Origin of the sequence: Pseudomonas sp. MWU12-2037 (assembly GCF_023242345.1) — a bacterium.
Taxonomy (GTDB): Bacteria; Pseudomonadota; Gammaproteobacteria; order Pseudomonadales; family Pseudomonadaceae; genus Aquipseudomonas; species Aquipseudomonas gingeri_D.
Map to the genome: position 1 here is coordinate 16,691 of NZ_JALLIZ010000015.1, position 15,532 is coordinate 32,222.

The window sequence follows — 15,532 nt, forward strand, 5'->3', positions numbered from 1 at the left end:
ATGACCGGGGGCGGGGGGGCTCCAGCCCCGGTCTTGTTTCAATCAGCCCCGCGGATAGCTGTGCAGCGGCGTGGTATCGCCAGGCGGCCACATCGAGCTTTCGGAGCCGGGCTGGTAGAAAGTCACCGTCATACTACGGCGTGAGATCCTCTGCTCCGGGACGACTGGAGAGACGGCGTGCCAGGAGTTGTTCGAGCGGACCAGCACGGCAGAGTTGCCCACCAGCGGCTCGACCAGTGCAGTCACGTCGGCGGGGTCCTTGCTGCGCAGGATGTTCAGGCAGCCGCCATGGGCCCGGTCCCAGGACTCGTTGAAATAGAGAATATGGGTGACCCGTTTGTCCGGCAGGTCCGGATGGGCGCCCAGGCTGGCCCCCGGGCCATAGTGGAAAACATTCACTTCCATCGGTGCCTGTCGCAGGTCCTGGTCGGTCAGGGCGCTGAGGGCCTCGCGATAGGCCGCGCTGCACAGGTCCCGGGCGAGCCGGCGCCAGGCATCGCTCAGTTCCGACTCGTAGGCAATCGCCTCGCTGCCTAACGGCAACAGGGCACGGGCCTCGTAGTCATAATTCTTTTCGCCGCCATAGCCCGTTACGGTCTTGAAGTGATCGTGGGGATAGGTCGCGGCCAGGGCCGCGGCGTCTTGTGCCGAATACAGGTTGCTGATCTCGGCCCATGCATACGGATCGGTCTTGAGTGCGCCGTGTTTGAGCGCCGACAGGTTCAGGATGGGTTGCATTTATCGCTCTCTCAATTTTCTGAAACCACGCCTCAGTGAGCGCAAGGGCGCGGTAACTCTGAAGCTGTTGGATGCTTGCAGTCTCGTGACCTTCGCTTCGCTGAGCGCTAGTTGTTCGGTCAGCAGGAAGATCTGTCGCTGTCGTGCATTGAGCTCGATATTCAGAAAGTCGAGCGTAGGTGCTGCAATTTCTGTCGGTGCCGAGGGCTGGTTATCGCCATGTTCAAGCAAGGTGGGCAGGTTTTGCCAGAAGCGGTTGAGGGCGCTGCGAGTCGAGGTCTTGCCTTGGGCGATGATCTTCGCGACCCGGTCCCAATAAGCGGCCAGCTCCACCTTTGCGGCGCTTAACGACGCCGATGGCCGGGTTTTGCCAAGTCGTGAAGTAAACCAATGCACCGTCAGTTCTTCGGCTGGCGGCAGGGCATGCATCTGCCCCATCTCGGCCAGTGCCGTGTACTTGCCGGTGCTCAGATCCGCCGTCGAAAACACCGGCACGCCAAATACCAGGGCACTGATGGACAGGTGATAGCTGTGACCGATAACGGCTTGGGCGTGGCAGAGGATCTCCGCCAGCAGCAGTGGCTCCGGCCAGAACGGCAGGGTTATGGCGTCGGGTATCCGCGCGGTCACCACCATGGGATGGTCGCCCAGTACCGGGCCGATCGGCATGACCAGCAGGCGGTAGCCGGCCAGCGCCTCCGGGTGTTGCTCGAATAGCTGCAAAAACGGTTCAACCACATGAATCGACTGAATGACGATATAGGGCGCATCCAGTCCGAACGTCTGGCGCAGTTCAGTAAAGGCCGCGCAGGGGTGTTGCTCGTCGATCAGGTTGGGCAGGTTGAAGGCGGTATCGGGCAGCACCTGGATGTCGGTGTTCGGGCTGAGCGCGCCCAGGCTTTCGCGGGTGGGCTCATCCCTGACCCGCACGCATTGGCTGTGCTCCAGCGCCAGCTTGAGCAGGGGCGTGCTCCACTCGGGAATATCATTGCAGTGCATGCCCGGGGCGTTCCAGACCACCGGGACGCCATGTTGCTGGGCAATCAGCGCCGGCGATAACCAATAACCCGTGGGGTGATGAATATCCGGGCTGGGAGGGAGGTAGTCATGGGCGACGACTTTGTCGAAGCGGATGATGAACCCACCGCCGATCAGGACACCGTCGAGCTGTTCGGCCAACTCCGGCAGATCGGCGACCGAAGTCACCGCATAGGGCCACTCGGCCTGGTCTTTCGCATTGTAGGAAAAACGATGCAGTTGAACCGAGCCAAGGCGTTTGCTTAATTCGGCCTCGGCGAGGATCGGGAACAGCAGGTCACCATAGTTCTCGACATCGAAAGTACCGAAGATCCCGATGTGCCAGGTGCGTGCAGTCATTTGCATGGCACGGTTCCAATACTGAAGAGAGGGTTTGCCCGGGCGGATACGTCGACGGCCTGCAAGCCGAGGTCGACGGTTCCGAGAAAGTTTTCGGCGTTGGGCAGCATTTCGAAGGCCAGCGGCGCCACTTGTTTTTCGATCAGTTGGGCCGTGTGTTCGACCAGCCCATCCATGAGCTTGAGGGTGACGTGATAACGCCCCGCTGCCAGCTTGGCCTTGAAGGTGACGGTGATCGAAGCGCGCTGCCAGCCGTCTTCCGCCGGCTCGACCGACAGCGCCAGATTGGCGCCACCGATGACCAGCAAGTGGGCTTCTTGAAGGGTGAAGCTGACCGAGGGTTGGCGGATGGACGTTTGAATCCGTGCCTGGACGTGGATCTCGACGCTCTCGCCGTACAGGTAGGCGGAGGTCAGCGCTTGCGTATTGGTGAACACCGCGCTGCTGATATGTCCTTCCGAGGTGCCGAAGGCAATGCCGTCCCGGGTGTCTAGGAATGACTTGCGCGTGACCGCGATATCGCCTCCGGAGGCCCAGCGTCGCTGTTCATCGCGCATGTCGAGCAGGTACAGTTCGGCCATGTCCTCGGGCGCACCGCTGGCAACCAGTTGGCCCTGGTCCAGGTAGATCACCCGATGGCAAAAGCGTTTGACCAGGTTCATGTCGTGGGACACGAACAGCAGCGTGGTGCCGCTTTTGGTCAGGGTCTCCAGGCGGTTCAGGCACTTGAACTGGAACGCTGCGTCACCCACTGAAAGCGCCTCGTCGACGATCAGGATATCCGGCTCCACGCATACCGAGACCGCAAAGGCCAACCGCACCAGCATGCCGCTGGAGTAGGTTTTGATCGGCTGCTCGATAAAGTCGCCAATGTTGGCGAAGGCCTGGATCTCTTCGAAACGGGCGTCGATCTGTGCCGGCGTCAGGCCCAGGACCGCGGCGTTCAGGTAGACGTTCTCGCGACCGCTGAATTCCGGATTGAAGCCTGCGCCCAACTCCAGCAGGGCGGCAATCCGGCCCTGGACCTGAAGGGTGCCCTGGGTGGGCGTCAGGGTCCCGCAGAGCAACTGCAGGAGCGTGGATTTTCCGCTGCCGTTTCGGCCGATGATACCGACGGTTTCGCCCCGGCGAATTTGCAGGGAGATGGCTTTGAGCGCCCAGAACTCACGATAGAATCGCTTGCGATTGCGCAGCAGCATTTGCAGCAGGCGGTCTTGGGGGGTGTCGTAGATCTGGTAGCACTTGCTCAGGTCTTGGACATCAATTGCGAAATCAAGCGACATTGGCAAGTCCGTTACGCATTAATACAAGCATCCTTAAAGCACTCACCTTCCGTCCATCACCTCATGCCCAAAGGCAGGTCAGGCGGCGCTGTCTTTGTTGTCGGCGTAACGAGTAGGACTTTTCTCTGGATTGAGGGGAGTCCATCCCAATTTTTGTAGTGTAATTCTTGTGTGGCTGAGAATAATTGATAATTGGGATTTCTGAAATAAGGAATTATCCCTGGAGGCAAAACAGTCCGTCTTGAAGAATAGGGTGGCGGGGAATAGGTCGGTTTATGTCGGGATATTGGCGTCAATAGACATTTAAGTGCCGAAGTTAGTTAAGGGAAGTGTATCTGGAGGCCGGCACTGGCAATGTAATAATTGTGTTTGGATTAATACATTTCAGACAAAATAACGCAGCCGCTGAATAGGGCGATTGTCGAGCGAGTTTTCCATGAGGAACACAGGTGAAAGCCAGATCCGATGAATTGCAGATCTTTGTGTGTGTCATCGAGTGCGGCTCGATTTCCGCCGCCGCCGAACAGGTTGGCCAGACGCCATCGGCGGTCAGCCGGAGCCTGTCGCGGCTCGAGGCCAAGTTGGAGACCACCTTGATCAACCGCACCACGCGGCGCATGGACCTGACCGAGGAGGGCAAGTTTTTCTTCGAGCGAGCCAAGCAGATCCTGGAGCAGATGGATGAGCTGGAGGAGCGCCTGTCCTTGCGTCAGCGCAGGCCGGCCGGGCGCCTGCGGATCAATGCCGCTTCGCCCTTCATGTTGCATGCGGTGGTGCCCTATATCGCGGAGTTTCGCCGCCTGTATCCGGATATCCAGTTGGAGCTCAACAGCAACGACCTGATCATCGACCTGCTGGAGCAAAGTACCGATATCGCCATTCGTATCGGCAACCTGGCGGATTCGACCCTGCACGCGCGCTCCCTGGGCAGCAGCCCGCTGAATATCCTCGCCAGCCCCGCGTATCTGGAAAAGCATGGGCTGCCGGCCAGCGTCAGCGAGTTGTCCGGGCATACATTGCTCGGGTTTACTCAGACCGAAAGCCTGAACCACTGGCCTTTGCGGCATGCCCAGGGTGATCGCTGGCAGATCCAGCCGGGCATCTGCGCCTCCAGCGGCGAGACATTGCGCCAGTTGGCCCTGGAAGGGCAGGGCATTGTCTGCCTGTCGCATTTCATGACCCATCAGGACATCCAGGCCGGGCGCCTGCGGGTGATTCTGCCCGAGGCCAACAGCGGCTATCGCCAACCGATTCACGCGGTGTACTACCGCAACTCGCAGCTGGCGTTACGGATTCAGTGCTTCCTCGATTTCATCCAGGACAAGCTGGCGGGGTATGCCGTGTAGGTGTCGGCATGGGGGGCGGATCTGATGCTTTCAGATCATTCGTGACGCCTGCGCAAGAGTGAATTGGGTCGCATAGGCTTATTCGGCACGGATAAGTCTTCGATACTGGGTCCATCACTGACCCACGCACGGAGTTTCTCCATGAACGTTTTCATTACCGGCGCCGCCGGCTTTATCGGCGGCTCCATCGCCACTGGCCTGGTCAAGGCCGGTCATCAGGTCACGGGCCTTGTGCGCAGCGCCGAGCAGGCTGAAGAAATGCGTCGCCTGGGCATTACCCCTGTCATCGGTACCCTGGATGACAGCCTATTGCTCGCTGAACAGGCACGCCAGGCCGACGCGGTGATCAACGCCGCCAGCAGCGACCATCGAGGGGCGGTGGAAGCCTTGCTTGGCGCCCTGCGCGGCTCCGACAAGGTGTTCCTGCACACCAGCGGTTCGAGCATTGTCGGTGATGCCTCCGGCGGCCTGGCCAGCGACCACATTTACTATGAAGACCAACTGCCCGAACCGACTGTCGACAAGGCCGCGCGCGTGGCCATCGACAACCTGGTCCTGGGCGCGGCCGCCTTCGGCGTGCGCTCGGCGGTGCTCTGCAACACGCTGATCTACGGTCACAGCCGGGGCGTGAACCGCGACAGCGTGCAGTTGCCACGGCTGCTCAAGCAGGCGCGCAAGAGTGGTGTGGTGCGCCATGTCGGCACGGGCCGGAACATCTGGTCCAACGTGCATATCGATGATGTGGTGGCGCTGTATCTGTTGGCACTGACCAAGACCCCGGCGGGCGCCTTCTACTTTGTGGAAAGCGGTGAGGCCGCGTTTATCGAGATGACCTCCGCCATGGCCCGGGCCCTGAACCTGGGCGAGCCGCAGGACTGGCCGCTGGCTGACGCCGAGGCCGAGTGGGGTTATGAAATGGCCAACTACGGCCTGGGTTCCAACAGCCGGGTACGCGGCAAGAAAGCCCGCGAACTGCTGGGCTGGGCACCCAAGCGTACGTCGGTGACCGAGTGGATTCTCAACGAGATGGTGTAACGCAGCAGCGGGTTGGTCGTTCCCGGACCTGGGGGGCGATCAGCCCGGCCAGGCGCTCTGATCTGTTCGCTTGCCTGTGCGTCCCGGAGGCTTTAAGACGTGGTTTTTGCGAGCCACTTCGCGCTTTTTACGATGATGGCACCTAGCTATTAAAGAATCGGCTTTCGAGGCCGAAGCGCTTTGATCCAGGTAGCCAGGAAGACCCGTCATGAGTTTCGGTAAAACCACTCCCGTCCTGCATATCGATGACGAGGGCAGGGCGTTGGCGTTCTACATCGACTTCCTCGGGTTCTGCGTCGATTGGCAGCACCGTTTCGAACCCGGGTTTCCGTTGTACCTGCAAGTGTCCCGGGGCGATTGTGTGCTGCACCTGAGCGAGCACAAGGGCGACGCCAAGCCCGGGGCGGCGTTGCGTATTGAAACCGACGAGCTGGAAGCGTTCAGGGCGCAGTTGCTGGACCGGGTCGGCGGCGATGCTCCGCCAGAGATTCAGGCCATGCCCTGGGGCAGCCTGGACATGACGCTCCATGATCCGTTCGGCAATCGGCTGGTGTTTACCAACGCGATTTGCGCCTGACGACGTCCAGCCGGGCAGCGGAGCTGGCCGGGACGCCGGACCGCCGCGAAGAGGCCCATGAAGCCGGCAAAAGCTTCGTGGATGCACGAGGTGGAAGGCAGTGCTGTTTTCTTCGACCTGATTGGCGCCACAGATTCCCTTCCGTGGGCTTGGCGAGACTGGGGTTATCAGACTCGGAAGTGGCTGACCATCGCCTGCAACTGACTACCCAACCGGGCCAGTTCGACGCTGGACGCCGCGGTTTCGTCGCTGGCGGCGGCGGTCTGTTCGGACACGTCACGGACATTGACGATACTGCGGCTGATCTCTTCGGCCACCGCACTCTGCTGCTCGGCTGCCGCGGCGATCTGCTGGTTCATCGACTGGATGTTCGACACCGTGCGGGTGATGTTTTCCAGTGAGGTGCCGGCCTTGCGGGTCAGGGCCACGCTGCTGTCGGTCAGGGTGCGGCTGTTGTTCATCACATTGGCCACTTGCTGGGTGCCGTTCTGCAAGGCGGCCACCAGGCCTTCGATCTCCTCGGTGGACTTCTGGGTGCGCTGGGCCAGGCCACGTACCTCGTCGGCGACCACGGCAAAACCGCGTCCGGCTTCACCGGCCCGTGCTGCCTCGATGGCGGCATTGAGTGCCAGCAGGTTGGTCTGTTCGGCCACGGCCTTGATCACGTCCATGACGGCACCGATCTTGTCGCTTTCCTTCTGCAGCACGCTCATGGCTTCGGTCGAACGCACCACTTCGGTGGCCAGGCGTTCGATCTGGGCAATGGCTTCGCCGACCACCTTGTCCCCTTCACGGGCTTCACCGTCCGCGGCCGCGGCGGCCTGGGAGGCCTGTTCGGCATTGCGCGCGACCTCCTGAACGGTGGCGGTCATTTCGTGCATGGCAGTGGCGACCTGATCGGTTTCGATCTTCTGGCTGTTGACCCCAGCGCTGGTCTGTTCGGTGACCGCCGAGAGTTCCTCGGCGGCGCTGGCGATCTGGGTGACGCCATCGCGGATACCGCTGATCAGGTCACGCAGGGTACTGCCCATGCGCTGGATACCTTGTTGCAATACCCCCAATTCGTCACGGCGGGTCACCACCAGGTTGTGGGTCAGGTCGCCGGCGGCAATGCGTTCGACCACGCCGAGGGTCTCGCGAATCGGGCGGGTGATCTGTCGGGTGATGACCACGGCGGCGAGAATCCCCACCAGCAACGCCAGCAGCGTACTGCCCAGTTGGAAGGTACGGGCCTGGGCGCTTTCGCTGTCACGCCGGTCCAGCTGGATCTGATACAGCGCTTCGCTGCGCGTGACGATGTCGGTGCCCTGGTCGGTCATTTCCTTGCGCGCCTGCACGGCGGCGGCGTTGGCGGACTTGTAGGCCTGCAACGCGGTGCGGTAGTTGCCCAGGGCCGTCTCGAGCTGGGTCACGGAGCCTTGTTCGGCGCTGCTGAAGGCTTGCTCCAGGTCCTTGAGCCCGGCGATCGCTTCGCTCAGCTGATTGAAGGCTTTCTGCTCGGTGTCCGGGTTGCTGTTGGCGGCGTAACCGCGCACTTCATAGCGGGTGAGCTGGAACTGTTCCTTGGCCCGGGTGATGGCCTGGAAGCGTTCGAAGCGGCCTTCCTCGCCAGGTTGCATGCGCAGCACCTGATCGTTGATGGCGGTGATCAGCTTGCTGACGGTATCGGCGTTGTCGCCCATGGTCTGGCGTGCGCCGTTACCGGTGCGATAGGCATCGCGCATCTTGTTCAGCGATTGCTGGTATTGCGTGATGAGGTCCGCCTGCTCCTTGAGCAGCTTGAGGTTTTCCGGGCTCTTGAAACTGCCGATCAGCTTCTGCTGTTGATCGATGAACGCTTGTAGGTTGACCTGGACGTTCTGGGCGGCGGTTTCGTCGCCGTTGGTCAGCATGTATTGCAGGCGCGCCACGCGCAGTTTGGTCAGCGAGGCGTTGAGCTGGGTGATGTCGCTCATCCAGTTGCTGCGGTCGATCAGCCCACCCAGGCTGTTCCAGCCGGTCAGGGCCAGGATGGTGGTCAGAAGCAGTACCAAGCCGAAACCCAGGCCAAGTTTCAGGTTGACGCTGATATTGCCAAACCAGCTATTCATCGAATTCCTCCAGGAACGTTGTGTTGCATGCTATCGGGTGGCTGGAAGGTGTTGTTTTTGGAGCCAGCTGAATTTGTTGGTAGAGCTTTTATCGGCGGTAACACAAATAGCTGAACGATATTTTGTCATACAGCATGTTTCTGCGTTGTGAGGACGAGGATAGCTTTGTTTGTCGTTTGCCTGTTCGTGAGGTCGATTTCAGGCAAAAAAAACCGGCGCTCCGAAGGCGCCGGTTCTTTACTGCTCGATCATGCGAGGCAATTTATTGGCCGTAGAAATTATACAGACGCTTGCCGCCGATGGTGATGGTGCTCAGGACCTTGATCGGCGCTGGCGGCGTCGGCACGTTCAGCCCCTGGTCGACGATGACCACGTTGTTCGGCGAGGCTGTGAGAAAGGCTGTCAACTCGGCTTCGGTCATCAGCACTTGCTGCTGGCGCTGGGTATAGAACACGGTGGAGGCCAGTCGCTCCTCCGGTTGGAACAGGGCGACCTGTTTGCCGTGAGCCTGCAGTTCGATGACCTGGTCGGTCAGCGGTTTGAAGGAGTTCTTGAGGTCGGAGCGCGACTCCAGCGAAGCCACTACCAGGTAGCCGACGACCACCAGTGCCATCAGCCCCATCGCCAGCGGACGATGATGTTTCACCAGCTTGGCGCTGAACGGCGAGGTGGCCGAGCGCCGACGCAGCCATTCGAGAATCACCAGCGAGTATTCGGCGGCGATGATGGCGGCGGCTGGGGCCATGGACATCAGGTAGACCATGCGCTTGCTGGAAGCCAGGGTCAGCAGGGTGAACTGGGCCAGGATCCAGACGGTCGCGAACAACAGGTGACGATTGGCTACCAGGCGCTTGCGCAGGTTCCACAGGCCCAGGTACACCAGCAGGTTCCAGGGCAGGAAGGATTCCGGCAGCTTGGCCAGGTAGTAGTAGAACGGCTCGTAGTGCCCGGCGGCGGTGAAGGATCCGCTGAAGCGGCCGACACTGTTGGCCCACAGCACTTCACCGACGGCTTGCATGCCGCCGCGCTGGTAGAGCAGCACCAGCCAGATCAGCAGGGGAATCAGCCCTAGCGCGGTGAACAGCGCCGGGCGCAGCCAGTCGCCGAAGCTGAAGCGTCTGTCAATCAGGCTTTGGCTCACCAGGTAGACGAAAATCACGATACCCGGCAGGGCGAGGCCCAGTACGCCCTTGCTCAGGGTCGAGATCACGATGCCCAGGGCGAAGACACACCACGCCGCCAGGGTCGGCTTGCCTTGTGTGCGTTGCTCGGTGGCGCGGAAGAAGGCCAGCAGGGCCAGGGTCACCCCGAGGCTGAGCAGTGCGTCTTCGCCGACCTGGCGCGCGTTGCCCAGGTAGCTGGCCATGGTGGCGAGCATGGCGGCGGCGGTCCAGGCCAGCACGCTCGGACGCCCGATCTTGCGCAGGAATGCAAACAGCGCGAGCACCGTGAACAGGCCGGCGAAGGCCGAGGCCAGGCGCACGGCCAGAGGCGTGCCGCCAAACAACTGGATGGCGCCGGCATCGAGCCAGAGGCTCAACGGTGGTTTTTCCAGGAAGGGCTCGCCCAGCAGGTGCGGGGTGACCCAATCCCGGGTCAGGTGCATTTCCATCGCGATCCCGGCTACCCGGGATTCGGTGGAGCCTTGCAGCTCATGGTTACCCAGTCCGAAAAAGAACAGTAGGCCGCTCATCAAGAGCAGGATCAGGAAGGGGCGTGTCATTCGCATAGTGATACCGAATAGAGAGGAAGCGGGCCGCAAGGCAATCTGTTGATTGAAAAAGTATACGGGGCGATTTCTCAACATATTGTGAAGAGCGGTCGCCTCAGGGTGTGTCTGAATGTTTCAGTCACCCAAGGCTTCACCTTCGCGGCGAGGGTCGGCGCCACCGGCCCATGACGACAGACCCTTGGCATCACGCACGCGCATGATCGCCTGGGTGCCGCTGGTCATGTCCATCTCGCTGACGGCGTGGCCCTTGTCCTGCAGTGCCTTCACCAATTGCGGCGAGAACAGGCCCTGCTCCAGTTCGGTGGGGCCGTTGCGGCTGCCGAAGTTGGGCAGGTTGATGGCCGATTGTGGGTCGAGTTTCCAGTCCAGCAGGCCGACCAGGGTCTTGGAAACGTACTCGATGATCTGTGAGCCGCCGGGCGAGCCGACGGTACCGAGAAACTCGCCGCTCTTGCGGTCGAACACCAGGGTCGGTGCCATCGACGAGCGCGGACGCTTGCCCGCTTCGACACGGTTGGCCACCGGCTTGCCGTCTTCGCTGGGCACGAAGGAAAAGTCGGTCAACTGGTTGTTGAGGATAAAACCCTCGACCATCAGGTGCGAGCCGAACGAGCTTTCCACCGTGGTGGTCATCGACACGGCGCCGCCCTGGTCGTCCACGGCGACGATCTGCGAGGTGGAAATGCGCATCGGCGAGCGGTCCGGCGCCAGGGCCACCTGGATGCCGGCCGGTACCCCGGGCTCGGCCTTGCCCAGGCTGCGTTCGCCGATCAGGCGGGCGCGGCTGGCGAGGTAGCCGGGGTCGATCAAGCCGGCGACCGGGACCGGGATGAAATCGCTGTCGGCGACATACAGGCCACGGTCGGCGTAGGCCAGGCGATCGGCTTCGGCGATCAGGTGCACGGCCTGCGGGCTCGGTTCGAGACCGGCGGGACTTGAGCTTTTCAGCGGGCCGAGTGCGGCCAGGGTCTGGCGTTTGTCCTGCGCTTCCAGGGCCTGCAAGGTGCCGAAGATCTGCGCGATGGCGATGCCGCCGGAGGACGGTGGCGGCATGCCGCAGAGCTGCCATTGTTTGTAGTCGGAGCACACCGGCGTGCGCTCCTTGGCTTGATAGCCTTGCAGGTCGGCCAGCGAGAGCGTTCCGGGGTTGGTGCTGCCATTGACCGCCGCGACGATCTCCTCGGCGATGGCACCCTTGTAGAGTGCGTCGGTGCCTTCGTTGGCGATGCGTTTGAGCACGGCGGCCAGCTTCGGATTCTTCAGCGTCGTGCCGACGGCTTTCGGGCTGCCGTCGGCGTTGAGGAAGTAGGCGGCCATGGCGGGCGAGTGGGGCAGGAACGGACTGGCGACGATCTGCTTGTGCAGGCGTGGCGAAATCGGGAAGCCCTGTTCGGCCAGGCGGATGGCCGGCGCGAAGAGCTTCGCCCAGGGCAGGCGACCTTGAGTGCGATGGGCCAGTTCGAGGGCGCGCATCACCCCGGGTGTACCGACCGAACGTCCGCCGATCTGTGCCTGGGTGAAGGCCATCGGTGTGCCGTCAGGGTTGAGGAAGAGTTTCTCGGTGGCGCCTGCCGGTGCGGTTTCACGTCCGTCGTAGGCATGCACCTTTTTGCCGTCCCAGACCATGATGAAGGCACCGCCGCCGATGCCGGTGGCTTGCGGCTCCACCAGGGTCAGTACGGCTTGCATGGCTATCGCCGCATCCACGGCGGAGCCGCCCTGGCGCAGGATCTCGCGCCCGGCTTCGGCCGCCAGGGGGTTGGCTGCCGCGGCCATGTGCCGGGTCGCGTGTTGCGTGAGCATGCCGGTGCGATAGCCCGTGCCGATTTCCGGCGCGTCGGGCAGGGTGGTGTCGGCGGAGGCAAACGGTGCGTTGCAGACGGTGAGCGCGAGGCTGATGGTCAGGGCGCAAAGGGAGAAACGACGTGATGGAAAACGTGAGTGCACTGTGTAGGCTCCTGCCTTGGACTTGCTCGGCACTATAGTCCGGGCGTGGCGGCGGGAACAATCGTTGAGCTGGCGGGGCCAGGAGCGGGAAGGCCGATGAGCCGCTAGCTCATGGATGGAAATATCAAGTTTACATATTGCCCGTGACAGGCAATCAGTCTGGCAGGTAAATATCTCGATCTACCTGCCTGCATGCGTCGCATGGGAGTGTGTACTTGAACCGACCAGAAAAAGTGGCGACCCGCGTGTCCGATGCTCGGGCAGATGACCGCTTCGACGAAGTGCTTGCACTGATTAACAGTGCAAGGCAGCAAGCCGTGCAAGCGGTGAATACCCAGCTGATCGAGTTGTATTGGCAGGTGGGTGCTTATATCAGCCATAAGCTGGAACAGGCCGAGTGGGGCGATGCAGTGGTCAGCCAGTTGGCCGAGCATCTGGCTCGGACGCAACCTGGGCTACGCGGATTTACTCGATCGAATTTGTTCCGCATGCGCCAGTTCTATGAGATTTATCGTGTAGAAGAAAAAGTCGCGCCGCTGGCGCGACAATTATCCTGGTCACATAATCTGATCATCTTCAGCCAGAGCAAATACCCGGAAGAACGAGAGTTTTATCTGCGTATGGCGGTTCAGGAGAAGTGGTCGAAACGTGAGTTGGAGCGCCAATTCAAGGCGGCGTTGTTCGAGCGTAACGTGACCCAACCGGCAAAAGCTTCGGCAGTGCTGAGACAATCTCACCCCGATGCGCTGGAGGTATTTCGTGATGCCTATATGGTTGAGTTTCTCGGCCTCTCCGGCAGCCATGCCGAGGTCGATCTGCATCAGGGATTGCTGGCGCGCCTTAAAGATTTCCTCATCGAGTTGGGCCGCGACTTCTGCTTTATCGGCTCCGAATACCCGCTGCAAGTCGGTGGGCGTGACTTCGCCCTGGATCTGTTGTTCTTTCACCGTGGGCTCAACTGCCTGGTGGCCATTGAGCTCAAGGTCGGCCGTTTCGAGCCTGAGTATCTGGGTAAGCTGGACTTCTATCTGGAAGCGCTGGATCGCAATGAACGAAAACCCCACGAGAACCCAGCTATCGGTGTATTGCTCTGTGCCAGCAAGGACGATGAGGTGGTCGAGTACGCGCTTAACCGCAGCCTGTCGCCAGCCTTGATTGCCGAATACCAGACCCGCTTGCCGGACAAGCAGTTGCTGCAGGCCAAGCTGCATGAGTTCTATGCACTCAATACGTCGTCATAAAGGCGTACTCAAAACGCCCGGATCCAGCGCACTTTCGTCGAGGCCTGGACCGCCCCGCCTCCGCTTCCCGTGGTGGGTTGGGTGGTGACGGTCTGGTCGGCGGTGACGCTCGACACGTCGATGGCGATGCCGCCCTGGGAAATAGTGGTTGGGCTGGTGCCATTGTTACCGGTGGACAGCGCGCCTTTGATATTGGTGGTGGCGCCCGAGGTGCTGACCAGGCCGCCGAGGATGACGTTGCCGTACAGGGTCCAGCCGCTGCTGCTCAGCCCGCTGTTGGCTTCAATGGCAATGTTGCCGATGGGCAGGCCGCTGTGGCTGACGTTGGAGGCGTCGGTCCAGGTGGCCAGGGTCCCCGCTGTCTTGTTGCACAGGTTGGTCGGGTAGAACGACCCGCCGCACAGGTTCGTATAGCCGGAGAAGTTCGGCGAGTACAAGGGCACCATGCCGCTGCTGGTCAGGGTGACACTGGCGTTGGTGAGCACGGTATTGGTGAGTCGGGTCAGGCTCTGCACGCCATCGAGGGTGATATTGCCATTGAACCAGAGCACGCCCGGCGGCATGGCCTTGATACCGGTGAAGGTCCATCCGCTGCTGGGCGTCGCGCTGCTGCCGCAACTGGTGTTGCCATAGTTGCAGATCAGGAAGTTGGCCCCCAGCAGGGTACGCATATCGGTGGTCGCCAGGTTGTAGGGGCCCGCCGGCACCGCCGTACCGGCGGCGGTCTTGACGTTCTGGATGGTCAGCATCGGCGTGTTGCCGACAAAGTCGAACACATAGTTGGCCTGGCTTTTCAGGGGCGTGACATCCACCGCGACGGTGGTGATGTTGCAGTACGGCACACCGGGCAGACCGGGTGAGGCGGTGGCGACGTTCTGCGTCAGGTTCGCCAGGGCGGCGCCGGTGTAGGCCGTGCCGTTCTGGTTGAGCAGCTTGCCGGCGATCTGGCTGGCGGCGGTGAACGACGGCGTGTTGTATTGCGTCACGCTCAAATTGCCGCCGCCCTGGAACTGGCCCACCGTCGCGGTGAGGATCGACACGTCGCTGTTGGCCTTGAGCGCGGTGTAGGTGGCGCTGTAGCCGGTCAACGCCATGGTGTTGCCCCAGAAGGTGCCGACGGTGCCGGTGAGGAAGTTGATATCGCCGCCGTACACCGAGTTGTAGGTCAGCGAAATACTCGCGGGCAGGCTGCTGGTCCCGGAGATCAGCACGGCGCCGGCCGTGGTGCTGATGACCCCGCTGGCTTGGGTGACCTTGCTCAGGTCCAGGGTATAGACCGTACCGTCGGTGAGGGTGATCAGGGCCGTGCCGCTGCCGGCCGCGGTGATCGAGTTGTCGGTGTTTTGCGTGCCGCCGACCAGGGCGGTGCCGATCGTCGAGCCGCCCGAAAGCACGTTGGCCTTGAACGCACCTGCCGTGATCGCCACATAGCTGCCGCCGGACTGGGAGATGGCAATGGACTTGGCGCCCACCGTCAGGTTGACCGGCTGGCTGCTGGAACTCATGGCAAAGGTCCCTTCGGTGTAGAGGGTCGCGTTGTTCGCGATGCCGCCACCACTGAGGTTGATGCCACCCTTGGCGCAGCCGGAGACATAGGCGGTCGAGCCGTTGGAAATGGTCAGCACACCGGTCACGGCGATGTTCGCCAGGGTGCTGCCGTTGGTGATCGACAGGCTGCCGCCGGTGTAGTTGAAGTTGCCGTTGAACTGCAAGGCTGGGGGCAGATTACCGCTGGGGGGCGAGCTCGCGGCGCTGGCCGGGGTTAGCAGGTAGACCACTTGCACGGTGTTGGTCGCCAGGGTGTTGGTGGCGGTGATGGTGGTGGTGACCAGCGTGCTGCCACCGCTGGCGACCTTGGAAATGATCTGCGCACTGAGCCCGCTGGCGCTGATCGGCAGGTTGCCGACGGTCACATTGGCCAGGGTGCTGTCCTGCTGCAATTGCGCCTGCAAGTACAGGCGCACCCATTCCACGCCACTCCATACCCGCGATTCCGCCGGCGAAGTGGCGTGTGCCGCCAGTTGCTGCTGCTGGGCGCCGCGTATGCCGTACATCATCCCCAGGGCGGTCACGGTCAGGGCCATGCCGACGAACAGGATCATCAGCGTTGCGGCCATGCCGCGTTGAGCGGCGCGCGGCGATTGGGAAAACGATCGGGCTGGCATC

Annotated in this window: 11 protein-coding genes; 4 read left to right on the top strand and 7 right to left on the bottom strand. The window is 61.7% G+C overall.

Annotation, left to right across the window (positions count from 1 at the left end; genetic code table 11):
- Positions 1–42 precede the first annotated feature (42 nt).
- The 3 genes from M5B42_RS23300 to M5B42_RS23310 are packed head-to-tail and all read right to left on the bottom strand — an operon-like array spanning position 43 to position 3,398.
- Positions 43–738, bottom strand: a complete 696-nt coding sequence (locus tag M5B42_RS23300; RefSeq protein ID WP_248747151.1) for a 2OG-Fe(II) oxygenase — start codon at positions 736–738, stop codon at positions 43–45.
- Positions 739–2,121 (bottom strand): polysaccharide pyruvyl transferase family protein, encoded by a 1,383-nt coding sequence (locus M5B42_RS23305; protein ID WP_248747152.1) that lies wholly within the window; start codon positions 2,119–2,121, stop codon positions 739–741. It abuts the gene before it with no gap.
- Positions 2,112–3,398 (bottom strand): ABC transporter ATP-binding protein, encoded by a 1,287-nt coding sequence (locus M5B42_RS23310; RefSeq protein ID WP_248747153.1) that lies wholly within the window; start codon positions 3,396–3,398, stop codon positions 2,112–2,114. The genes M5B42_RS23305 and M5B42_RS23310 overlap by 10 nt, the downstream gene beginning before the upstream one ends.
- A 449-nt stretch (positions 3,399–3,847) precedes the next feature.
- On the opposite strand from M5B42_RS23310, the gene M5B42_RS23315 reads away from it, so the two are divergent.
- The 3 genes from M5B42_RS23315 to M5B42_RS23325 all read left to right on the top strand — a co-directional run bounded on the left by M5B42_RS23315 (position 3,848) and on the right by M5B42_RS23325 (position 6,356).
- Positions 3,848–4,744: a LysR family transcriptional regulator gene (locus M5B42_RS23315; RefSeq protein ID WP_248747154.1), complete on the top strand. Its 897-nt coding sequence runs from the start codon at positions 3,848–3,850 to the stop codon at positions 4,742–4,744.
- Positions 4,745–4,885: 141 nt separating this feature from the next.
- Positions 4,886–5,779 (top strand): NAD-dependent epimerase/dehydratase family protein, encoded by an 894-nt coding sequence (locus tag M5B42_RS23320; protein ID WP_103496143.1) that lies wholly within the window; start codon positions 4,886–4,888, stop codon positions 5,777–5,779.
- A gap of 208 nt (positions 5,780–5,987) precedes the next feature.
- The gene (locus M5B42_RS23325) at positions 5,988–6,356 is read left to right on the top strand and encodes a glyoxalase superfamily protein (RefSeq protein ID WP_248747155.1); all 369 of its coding nucleotides are present in this window, start codon (positions 5,988–5,990) and stop codon (positions 6,354–6,356) included.
- A gap of 167 nt (positions 6,357–6,523) precedes the next feature.
- On the opposite strand, the gene M5B42_RS23330 is transcribed toward M5B42_RS23325, so the two are convergent.
- From M5B42_RS23330 to ggt, 3 genes are all read right to left on the bottom strand, one after another.
- Positions 6,524–8,446, bottom strand: coding sequence for a methyl-accepting chemotaxis protein (locus M5B42_RS23330; protein WP_103496145.1), 1,923 nt, complete (start codon positions 8,444–8,446; stop codon positions 6,524–6,526).
- 262 nt (positions 8,447–8,708) lie between these two features.
- Positions 8,709–10,175 (bottom strand): phospholipid carrier-dependent glycosyltransferase, encoded by a 1,467-nt coding sequence (locus tag M5B42_RS23335; protein WP_152737657.1) that lies wholly within the window; start codon positions 10,173–10,175, stop codon positions 8,709–8,711.
- 117 nt (positions 10,176–10,292) lie between these two features.
- Positions 10,293–12,125, bottom strand: coding sequence for a gamma-glutamyltransferase (gene ggt, locus M5B42_RS23340; protein ID WP_248747156.1), 1,833 nt, complete (start codon positions 12,123–12,125; stop codon positions 10,293–10,295).
- A 233-nt stretch (positions 12,126–12,358) separates the two neighbouring features.
- Here ggt and M5B42_RS23345 point away from each other — a divergent pair, with 233 nt between their 5' ends.
- Positions 12,359–13,366, top strand: coding sequence for a PDDEXK nuclease domain-containing protein (locus M5B42_RS23345; protein ID WP_177098620.1), 1,008 nt, complete (start codon positions 12,359–12,361; stop codon positions 13,364–13,366).
- An 8-nt stretch (positions 13,367–13,374) separates the two neighbouring features.
- On the opposite strand, the gene M5B42_RS23350 is transcribed toward M5B42_RS23345, so the two are convergent.
- Entirely contained in the window at positions 13,375–15,531 is a 2,157-nt protein-coding gene (locus tag M5B42_RS23350; RefSeq protein ID WP_248747157.1) for a hypothetical protein, read from the bottom strand.
- Between the last annotated feature and the right edge of the window lies 1 nt (position 15,532).

What these genes read in the sequence shown, in the direction of transcription:
- M5B42_RS23310 (WP_248747153.1), bottom strand. Translation starts at nt 3,398, where the DNA reads ATGTCGCTTGATTTCGCAATTGATGTCCAAGACCTGAGCAAGTGCTAC.
- M5B42_RS23325 (WP_248747155.1), top strand. Translation starts at nt 5,988, where the DNA reads ATGAGTTTCGGTAAAACCACTCCCGTCCTGCATATCGATGACGAGGGC.
- M5B42_RS23350 (WP_248747157.1), bottom strand. Translation starts at nt 15,531, where the DNA reads ATGCCAGCCCGATCGTTTTCCCAATCGCCGCGCGCCGCTCAACGCGGC.
- M5B42_RS23300 (WP_248747151.1), bottom strand. Translation starts at nt 738, where the DNA reads ATGCAACCCATCCTGAACCTGTCGGCGCTCAAACACGGCGCACTCAAG.
- M5B42_RS23305 (WP_248747152.1), bottom strand. Translation starts at nt 2,121, where the DNA reads ATGCAAATGACTGCACGCACCTGGCACATCGGGATCTTCGGTACTTTC.
- M5B42_RS23320 (WP_103496143.1), top strand. Translation starts at nt 4,886, where the DNA reads ATGAACGTTTTCATTACCGGCGCCGCCGGCTTTATCGGCGGCTCCATC.
- M5B42_RS23330 (WP_103496145.1), bottom strand. Translation starts at nt 8,446, where the DNA reads ATGAATAGCTGGTTTGGCAATATCAGCGTCAACCTGAAACTTGGCCTG.
- M5B42_RS23335 (WP_152737657.1), bottom strand. Translation starts at nt 10,175, where the DNA reads ATGCGAATGACACGCCCCTTCCTGATCCTGCTCTTGATGAGCGGCCTA.